At 69.6% G+C, this 9,652-nt stretch carries 6 protein-coding genes; 2 read left to right on the top strand and 4 right to left on the bottom strand.

Annotation, left to right across the window (positions count from 1 at the left end):
* Positions 1 to 252 precede the first annotated feature (252 nt).
* The 4 genes from ACFHYQ_RS22045 to ACFHYQ_RS22030 form a co-directional block, all read right to left on the bottom strand.
* Entirely contained in the window at positions 253 to 1,359 is a 1,107-nt protein-coding gene (locus ACFHYQ_RS22045) for a glycosyltransferase family 4 protein (protein WP_394303014.1), read from the bottom strand.
* Complete coding sequence (locus ACFHYQ_RS22040) at positions 1,356 to 2,258, bottom strand: glycosyltransferase family 2 protein (RefSeq protein ID WP_239089916.1); 903 nt, start codon at positions 2,256 to 2,258, stop codon at positions 1,356 to 1,358. The genes ACFHYQ_RS22045 and ACFHYQ_RS22040 overlap by 4 nt, the downstream gene beginning before the upstream one ends.
* 115 nt (positions 2,259 to 2,373) lie before the next feature.
* Complete coding sequence (locus tag ACFHYQ_RS22035) at positions 2,374 to 4,428, bottom strand: LCP family protein (protein ID WP_394303013.1); 2,055 nt, start codon at positions 4,426 to 4,428, stop codon at positions 2,374 to 2,376.
* A 274-nt stretch (positions 4,429 to 4,702) separates the two neighbouring features.
* Positions 4,703 to 6,202 carry a hypothetical protein gene (locus ACFHYQ_RS22030; protein WP_394303012.1) on the bottom strand — a complete coding sequence of 500 codons (1,500 nt, stop codon included), beginning with the start codon at positions 6,200 to 6,202 and terminating at the stop codon, positions 4,703 to 4,705.
* 34 nt (positions 6,203 to 6,236) lie between these two features.
* Between ACFHYQ_RS22030 and ACFHYQ_RS22025 the strand changes: the two genes are divergently transcribed.
* Both ACFHYQ_RS22025 and ACFHYQ_RS22020 read left to right on the top strand, forming a co-directional pair.
* Positions 6,237 to 8,423 (top strand): hypothetical protein, encoded by a 2,187-nt coding sequence (locus tag ACFHYQ_RS22025; protein WP_394303011.1) that lies wholly within the window; start codon positions 6,237 to 6,239, stop codon positions 8,421 to 8,423.
* A gap of 16 nt (positions 8,424 to 8,439) precedes the next feature.
* Positions 8,440 to 9,372: a permease-like cell division protein FtsX gene (locus ACFHYQ_RS22020; protein ID WP_394303010.1), complete on the top strand. Its 933-nt coding sequence runs from the start codon at positions 8,440 to 8,442 to the stop codon at positions 9,370 to 9,372.
* Positions 9,373 to 9,652: the final 280 nt, after the last annotated feature.

Genomic DNA, 9,652 nt, shown 5'->3' with positions numbered 1-9,652 from the left:
GAATACTCGCAGTGATGGCAGTTGACCTGCGCAAATCACCTTCGTGATCTTGCAGAAACTCGCACCCCACCAAGCTCACCTGCGATTTCACCTTCCGTGATCTTGCAGTGCAAGATCACGGAAGATATTTCCGCTGTTCAGCGACCTTGTGTGCGAGTTTCTGCAAGATCACGAAAGGGAGATGCCCAGGTGAGCGGGCACACGTGCCAGCAACTGCAAGCTCACGCGGGGGTGGGTGGGTGGGTGGGTGGGTCAGGTGGAGGGGGGGAGGAGGAGGGTGTCGAGGTAGGTGGTCCAGTAGGGCTCGGGGTCGACGGGGGTGACCCCGGCGCGCAGCCGCTCTGGTGTGCCCGGTTCGTAGAACCGCTTGAGCGCCTCCGCCAGCGCGCCCACCGAGTCGGGCTCCACCAGCAGGCCGTCGACGCCGTCGGACACGTTGTCGGCCAGCGCGCCGACGCGGGTGGCGATCACCGGGACGCCGTGCTCGTGGCCGAGCCACACGTTCTGGCTGGCGGTCGCCGTGCGGTACGGCAGCACGAGGGCGTCCGCCCCGGCGAACAGTCCCGGCACGTCGTCGGCCGCGACGTACCCCGGCCGCAACTCGACCCGGTCGCTCAGGCCCAACTCCGCGATGAGGGCCCTGGTCTCCTCAAGACCGCCCCAGAACTCGCCGGCCACGGTCAGACCGACGTCCGGCAGTTGGGTCAGCGCCCGCAGGAGCAGGTCGAGCCCCTTGTAGGGGCGGACGATGCCGAAGAACAGCAGCCTGCCGTACGGCTCGCGCCCGCCCGAGGCGCCCGGGCTGCGCGCGGGCAGGTGCGGCGGGAGCGCGGCCACCCGCACCGGCGTGCCGGTGAGCTCACCGGCGACGTCCGCCTGCTGCTCGGAGTGCACGAGAACCCCGCCGTTGACCCCGCCGTCGACCCCGCCGACCCGCCGCAGCAGGGCCTTCATGAGCGGCACGTCGTACGGCTTGCGCTCGTGCGGCAGCACGTTGTGACACAGTGCCACGACCTTCGCCTGCCCGCCCAGGCCGTACAGGATGCCCAGGTAGGCGGGCACCTGCACGGGGCTGAGCACGGCGAGGACGACGAGGTCGGCCTCGCGCAGCCGCCTGCCGCAGCGGATCCAGCCATCCGGTCGCCGCCAGTCGAGGTCGCGGCGGGTGTTCGGGTACGGCTCGCCCTCCGGGCTGTCGATCGTCTGCTGTCCGGGGTAGAGGAACGCCGGGTACTGCGCCCGCCATGACTCGATCACCACGTCGTGGCCCTCGGCCCGCAGTCGGTGGGCCAACTCCGTGGTGTGCTGCGCTCCGCCGCCCTTGTAGGGGTAGGTCGGGCCGACGATCGCGATCCTCACGAATCGCCTCTCGAACGCACGATCAGGTCGGCCAGCAGCGCCACCGCCGCGATGATCAGGCCCGTCATGAAGATCGTGATCGTGTTGGTGCGGATGTAGAACAGCTCCGTGACCATGTCGAACACGCCCTTGACCAGGCCGATGCCGATCAGCCAGAGCGCCACCGGCATCAGCACCTTGAGCGGGTTGAAGTACATGATCATCCGCAGCACCTGCAGGATGTAGCGGTAGGCGTCGGAGACGAAGCTGAACTTCGACTTCCCGGCCCGCTTGGCGTAGTCGATGGGCATGTAGTGGACGTCGTGCTGGTTCGACAGGAACGCCAGCGTGATCGTCGTGACGCAGGAGAAGCCGGGGGGCAGCAGCCGCAGGTACGGCCTGGCCACCGACTTGCGGAAGGCCCGCAGGCCGGAGTTGAGGTCGGGGATCTTCTGCCCGGCCAGCCGTTCGGCGACCTTGCGGATGAACCACTTGGCGGGCACGCGCAGGAACTTGTGCGACCCCTCCTCGCTGGTGCGCGCGCCGACGACCTGATCGATCGCATGGTCCTTCTCCAGGATCTGGACCAGCTCGGGAATGCGCTCGTTCGGGTACGTCATGTCGGCGTCGGTCCACACGACGATCTCGCCGCGGGCCTCCTGGGTGCCGATCCTGCGGACCGTGCCGGAACCGCCGTTGCGGTGGAACGCCTTGATCCGCATGTGCGGGAACCGGGGCTCGGCCTCACGGAGCCGGGCCAGGGTCTCGTCCGTGGAGCAGTCGTCCACGGCCAGCAGTTCGTAGGTGTACCCGCTGTCGTCCATGGCCGCGCAGATGCGCTCGACCTCGTCGATCACATGGTCCTGCTCGTTGTAGCACGGCAGGACGATCGTCACGTACGGGTTATCGACGGCAGACACGGCGCTTCCAGAGGTCTCAGGCGGTCTCACGTCCGGCAAGGGTACTCTTCCCGGTCAAACCACGGCCTCACTTCGGATCACCCCGCCCTCGTACGGCTGACGCCGCGGGTGACGGTCAGCTCGCGCAGATGTTCGTCTCGGACGTCACGGCGTTGTCCCCGATCTGGATCGGGGTCTTGACGCCCTCCCAGTCGTTGCCGATCACGAGCTGGAGCACCGGACCCCGGACCTTGCCCTTCGGCGCGTCCGGAGGGGGTGACGAGGGCGTGAAGGGCGTGGCCGGGCCGGTGGCGGTCTTCCCGGTCTCGGGGGCGACCTGGCCGATCTCCTCCCCCTTGCGGATCTGCACCTTCCCCGTGAGGATCTTGGCGTAGTCCCAGCCCTGCCCGGTGTAGCGGATCATCGTCTTGGGCTGGTCGGTGCCGTCCGGCCTGCGCGCGTCGCCGACGCCGGTGACCACGAAACCCTGGGCGGCCAGCGCCTCGGCCACCTCCCGCGCCTTCCCGTCCATGCTGGTGCCGTTGAACACCTGCACCTTCACCTGGGACGGCTTGGTGACGGCCGGCCCGCTCGGCTTCGCGCCGGGTGAGGCAGCGGCGGCGCTCGGAGACGCGGTCGGGGTCACATCGACGTCGCTTCGGATCGCGTTGAACAGGTTGTTCGCGTCCGGCTGCTTCCACTGCACGCGGTTCTTGTCGGCGACGTACGGCTCCCACGGCACGGTCGTCGCCTTGAACCCCTTGGCGGTGAGCTTCGAGGCGCTCTGCGCGATCTGGATGAGCGTGTCGGTGTTGAGGTCTTCGTTCATGGTCACCGACTCGGCCGTGGCCTCGATGAAAGCCTGCAGCTTGCCCACATCGGTGAGCAGGGCCCGGCTGGTCGCCTTCTTCACCACCTGGGAGATGAAGACCTGCTGGCGCTTGATCCGGCCGAGGTCGCTGTTGTCGCCGATGCCGTACCGCAGCCGTACGTAGCCGAGAGCGGCCTCGCCTTTGACCACCTGTCGCCCCGCGGGGAGGTCCAGCTTCGACTTCTTGTCGTTCACCGCCTGGGGCAGGCAGATCTCGATGCCGCCGAGCGCGTTCACGATGTTCTTGAAGCCGGTGAAGTCGACCTTCACGAAGTGGTCGACGCGGATCTTCGTCAGGTCCTCGATGGTCCGCCGGGTGCAGATCATCCCCCCTTCGGAGAACGCCGCGTTGATCTGTCCCAGGTGCTGCGGGATGATCGCGCCGGTCTTCGTGTTCTTACAAGCGGAGATCATCACCATCGAGTCGCGCGGGAAGCTGAGCAGTGTCGCGCCATCCCGGTCCGGGGACACGTGCAGGAGCATGATCGTGTCAGTGCGCTCGCCGTCGTTCTCCATGTGCTGGCCGTACCGCTTGTTGGCCCCGGTCCGCGTGTCCGACCCGACGAGCAGAACATTGATCGCACCCGTCTGGTTCTCGGGGCGGTTCTTGTCGATTTCGTCGGTGGACTTCTCGCGGCTGATCAGGTCCATTGTGCTGCGATACGTCTTGTACGCGGTGAGCGTGCCGGCCGCCAGCACGGTGGTCATGACGATGCTGACCCAGCCCCATGCTCCCGGTCCGCGCCGTGCGCCGCCCCCTCCATCGCCGGAGTCCCCACCACCGCCGCGACCGCCACCGCCGCGACCGCCACGGCGACCACGACGGCCGGAGCCACCGGAGCCACCGGAATCGTCGGAGTCGTAGCCGGAAGGGGCCGCCGCCTCGAACGCCGCGGCCGACTCCTCGTCGCCGCCCCTGCGCCCGCGACGCCGCCTCGGCTGGTCCGCCTCGTAGAGGCCGCCGCCGTCGGCCGACGCGTAGGTCCGGGTGTCCGCACCGGCCGGGTGACCGCCGCGCCGCCGCCCGCGAGAGGGCTCGTACTCCTCCGGACCGCCATAAGAATCCTGGTAGGCGTCGCCATATGAGCCGGCGCCGTACGAGTCGCCGTACGACTCGTTGTACGAGTCGCCGTACGAGCCCTCGTAGGAGGAATCGCCGCGACGGCCTCGCCGACCGCGCGCGCCGGCCGGGGCGTCGTAACCGCCACTCGGCGCACCGCCGCCGTACGCCCCGGGGTTCTGCGGCCCCCAGACCTTCTGGTCGGCCGGAACGGATGGGGGTTGTTGGTCGCGAGCGGAGGCGCGGCGACGCTCGCTCATCGGTCGCTCCTCGGCGCGGAGTGCGGCAGAGGCACGGGCGAACGATCGGAGGTGCTACTGATCGGCTCGCGCACGTGTCCTCCTTGCTTGGCGATCACTCCTCGCGCTCACGAGATTAGGTCACGGAGGCGAGTCGAGGCGCCGTGATCGGCGGGATCCGGACCGTGGTCACTCTACTGTGATCACTCTGCGAGATCCCGGGTGATTCAGCGGCAGAGCATACTAAAACTAGGACATTTTGCGGTATTGCATTTGCGTCCACTTTACCGTTGTTTTACCGGTTCCGCTGGTCACGTCGGTCGTCCGGGCTCATCGCCAGGGCCGCCGCGAGGCAGGCGAGCGGGGTCGCGGGCAGCACGTACCGGTAATCGAACTGCGCCGTGGCCGCCGGAACGACCAGCAGAACCCAGGCGGTCGCCCAGGGAAGCCCCCACGGCACCCCCGATCCCCGCGCCGCGCCGCGCCGCATCAGCCGAACCAGCCGAACCAGCCGAACCAGCCGAAGTAACGGAATGGCGAGCACGACCAGCAGCAACGCCCCCGGCAGGGACGCCACCCGCTGGTAGGCCCGCATCCACTGGGCGTACGGCTCGGCGATCCGCACCGCGACGGATCCCCGTTCGTACCGCTCGGCGAACTCCTTCCCGACGATCGCCGGGTGCCGGTCCGGCGGTGCGGGCGTGGTCGCGGGGAACTCGTAGTACCCGTAGGTCTCCGCGTCGGGATAGACGTGCCGCTGCCAGCTGAACGTCCGCCCCAGCTCGGTCAGGGCCCCGGCCGCGTAGTCGAGCGGCTGGCTCCGGATCGCGAGCCAGGCGAACCGCCCGGCCAGCGCGTCGGTCTCCTCGGTGAACGTGATGCCGGGCAGCCGGACCAGGGGCGAGTCGTCGCTCCAGACGTAGTCCTGCATGGCCGGGCGCTCCGCCGGGGGCCGGGGATCGCACAGCACGGCCAGGTCCGCGGTCGGCCGCATGATCGAGCAGTCGGCGAACGTCATCGCCCGGCCGTAGAGGAAGACCCCGTTGGATCCGACCAGGCCGACCCGGTGGTGGGCCGCGTAGAACCACCCCGCGTACGCCGCGAGCGGCAGGAGCGCGGCCAGCGCGAACGCCCCCACCCGCCGCGGCGCGTCCCGTCGTACGGCTCCCGCTCCGCGCAGGCCGTACCAGACCAGAAAGAAAGCGAAGACGGCGATGAGCGGGAGTCCGACGGTCCTGGTCAGCGTCGCGGCGGCCAGGATCAGGCCGAGGGCGACCACAGCGGGCGTCGACGGCCGATGGGTGGACGGCGGGCGGCGCAGCACGAGGCAGGCGGCGGCCACGACGAGGAACGTGAACAGCGAGTCGGAGACGAGCAGGTGTTCCATCTCGATCTGATACGCGTCGAGCAGGATCGGGACCGTGGCCGCGGCGGCGGCCAGGACACTCCGCCGAGAGCGCCCGCACCATCGCAGCACGGTGACATAGATCATGGTCCCGGCGAGCAGCCCGAGCAGGTGCTGGACGAACGTGACCAGGGCGAAGCTGTGGAACGGCTCGAACAGGCGCAGGAACATCGAGTAGCCGGCCGGCCGGACGAGGTCGGGCCGGGGCCGCATGGCGGTCACCACGTAGGTGTAGGAGTCCGGGAACCACAGCGCCGGTCGGTACCCGAGCATGGTCACGATCCGCAGGGCCGTTCCCAGCCCGAAGACCCCCAGAAACCAGCTGTGCGGAAACCACCCGTGCCGCCGGGCCAAGACCGACACATTCCTTCCGGCCGCACTGCTGGTCATCGGCGTACGCTACCGGAACGTGCGGGGGAGTCGCGTGATCGCTTTGAAGCCGGAGAGCGGGCGATTGTCGCAGCGGGCGGTTACGCTCGGCGTCATCGCCACCGACCGGTCTCCCCGTTCTCCCCTGCCGTCGGCGGGCCGCGTGCTCGCCGTCGGGTCCGCGCTGCCCGCCCTCGTCCTCGGCGGATGGCTGCTCGCGGGACTGCCGCTGCTGCTTCTCGGCTGGTTCCGGCCGCTGCCGATGCTGCTGGTCGGCGGCGCGTCGGCCGTGCTGCTGTGCCGGTACGGCCTGCGGCGCATGCCCGAGGTGGACGGCTCGGCGACGGCCGGGCGGACGGCGGCCGTTTTCGGCATCGCGGTCGCCTCCGGCGTCTTCAACGGGATCTTCCACGGAGAGCAACTGCTGGTCAGGCGTGATCCGGGCACCTACGCGGAGTACGCCGTCTGGCTGGCGCGGCATGGCTCGCTACCGATCCCCCGGGGAGACTTCGGCGGCCCCGACCCGGCCCTGCGGTTCGACGGCATGGGCTTCTACGGCACCGACGACGGGATCCTCCCGCAGTTCATGGCCGGGCCGCCGATGATCCACGCCATCGGCGACTGGGTGGCGGGCATCCCCGGCCTGCTGCTCGTGCCGCCGGTGCTGGGCGCGCTCGCCGTGCTGATCTTCGCGGGGACGACGGCCCGTCTGGTCGGCGCCCGCTGGGCCCCACCGGCGGCGCTCGCCTTCGCGGTCAGCCTCCCCGTTCTCTACACCTCCAGGACCACCTTCAGCGAGATTCCGTCGCTGATCCTGATCTTCGGCGGCCTGAGCCTGCTGGCCGACGCCAGGCGCCGGGCCGGCGCAGACCGGGCCGGCGCGATCGCCGCCGCGCTTTCCGGGTTGCTCTTCGGGCTCGCCCTGCTCGTCCGCATCGACGGCCTGCGCGACGTGCTGCCCGCGCTGCCGTTCGCCGGACTGCTCATCGCGCTCAACCGCATCTCCCGCTCCCGCGCCCGTACGAGAGGCGCATCGGGCTTCGCCGACGCGGACCGGCGGCTGGGCGTGCCGCTGCTGGGTGGGCTCGCCGTGGGAGCGCTGTGGGGCCTCACCGCCTGCTACACCCTCGCCAAGCCGTACGCGGAATATCTCTCCGGCTCGCTCAAGCCCCTGCTCGGCATCTGTGCCGCCGTCCTGGTGCTCACGGCGGCCGGTACGGCTCTGGCGCCGTGGATCGCGGCCCGGCGGTCGCTTCGGCAGCCGGTTCCGCAGCGGGTTCGGCGGTTGATCCGATGGCTTCCCGAGGCCGCGGCCGGGCTCGTCGTGCTGGTCATGGCGGGCCTCGCCGTACGCCCCTGGGTGCAGACCGTACACCGGGTCCCGATCAGTCCGGAGGACAGGCTGACCGCGGATTTCATCGAGAAGACGCAGGAGGCGGGCCGCCTGCCGATCGACGGCACCCGTCTCTACTACGAGGACTCGCTGCACTGGGTGTTCTGGTACGTCGGGGTTCCCGCGGTCGTGCTGGCCACGCTGACGGCCGCCGTGCTCGTACGCCGCCTGGCCCGGGGAAGGGAGATCGGCTGGCTGCTGCCGCTGGCGATCATCGGGTGGACGACGCTGACGACGCTGTGGCGGCCCGGCATCACACCCGATCACCCGTGGGCCTCGCGGCGGCTGGTGCCCGTGGTGATCCCCGGGCTGATCCTGCTCGCCGTCTGGGGGCTGCGGTGGCTGCGTGCGCGCGCCCGGAACTCGGGGCGGCGCCGTGCCGGTCCGCTGGTGGCCGCCGCCGGGGCCGTCCTGCTCGTGGCCCCGGCCGCCGTCACGTCGATCGGCACGGCGTTCTCGCCGGTCAACCGGGGGGAGGCCGCTGCGGCGGCCGACCTGTGCGCCGCGATCCCGCCGAACGCGTCCGTGCTGTTCGTCGAGCGGGTCACCGGTGACCGCTTCGGCCCGCTCGTGCGCGGGGTGTGCGACGTGCCCGCCGCCCGGGTCGACTTCCCGCCCGGCACCAGCGTGCCGTTGTACGCCGACGTGGCGCGGCTGATCGGCAAGGTGCGGGCCACCGGCCGCGTTCCCGTGCTGCTCGCGGCCGAGGCGGGCCAGCTCGAGCCGTACGGCACGGCCACCCGCGTGGTGGCCCTGCGCACCCGCCAGGACGAGCGGTCTCTGGTGGACCCGCCCGACGGCACCTGGTCGCTCAGCATCGACGTCTGGATGACCAGCCCGCGCTCGTGATCGGTACAGTCCCCGCATGCACTCGACTCCGGAATCTTCGCAGAGTGAGGAACTGTCGTTCGGCGCCGATCCGGACGACGGCCCGCGACCGGGTGAGCGGGCAGCCGCCTGGGCGGTCAACTGGTCGAGGGCGCATCGACGGCTTCTGGTCGTGGTCGGGCTGTCGGCGGCACTGGTGGCCGGACTCGGTGTGGGCGGCTGGCATCTGTACGAGAAATCCAACCGGCCGCTGCCGCCCCCGGACGGCCCGTGGCCCCAGATGGGCACTCTTTCGGTGTATTTGTGCGGGGGGACCCGGTTGGACACCGGCCGGAAGACCTGCCGTGACGGAGGATCCGCCACGGCCGCCGACAAGCAGAAGATCGAGGCCACCCTCAGGGCGGTGCCCGAACTACGGGATCTCCGTTTCAAGAGCCGGGAGGAGGCCCTGTCGGACTTCCGGGAAAGGTCGACCGGGGGGCAGGAACCCGACCTCATCGACTTTCCGGAGTCGTACCAGGCCCGCATCGGCTCCGGGGACTGGCGGGCGCTGAAGAGCCGGTTCGAGACTCTGATGGGAGTGTCGGACGTCTTTCTGACCAGGGATGGCTTCTGGTGGGACAAGGCGGACATCGAGATCTCGCTCTGCCCGGAGCCGAGCAGCCTGCCGGCATTCGGCTGCGTGAAGCGGGGAAGGCCGACCGAGGACGAGAAGCGCGCCGTTTTCGACCGCATCAAGGCCCTGCCCGACGTCGAGGCCGTCTACCTGGAGGACCCGGTCCACTACCTCAAGATGCTCCGTCACTCCTATTGGGATGAGAACGGGTCCGCCATGCACGATCTCCGCCACGCAGCCGAGACGTTCTACGTGAAGCTGAAGAAGCCGCCGGCGATGGCCGAGCTCCGAAAGATCTTCAAGGAGATGCCTGGCGTGCAAGACGTGACCGATATTTCCATCTCCCGACCCTAACCCCCACCCCCAATCCCGTGATCTTGCGAATGCTCGCACGTCGAGCCCTGACCAGGCATTTCGCGTTCCATGATCTTGCAGTTTCTCGCAGGCGTACGCCCTGAGCAGCGGAAACGCCGTTCATGATCTTGCACTGACGACTGCAAGATCATGAACGGTATAGGCGCAGGCCAGAGCGCTCGGGTGCGAGAAACTGCAAGATCACGATTGAGATTCACGCAGGCCAGGAGGGTGGCGTGCGAGAAACTGCAAGATCACGGGACGGGGGCTGGGTGTCGCC

Origin of the sequence: Sphaerimonospora cavernae, assembly GCF_042435035.1 — a bacterium.
GTDB lineage: Bacteria > Actinomycetota > Actinomycetes > Streptosporangiales > Streptosporangiaceae > Sphaerimonospora > Sphaerimonospora cavernae.
The sequence above is the reverse complement of the archived record's forward strand: the minus strand, read 5'-3'. Positions and strand labels throughout refer to the sequence as shown.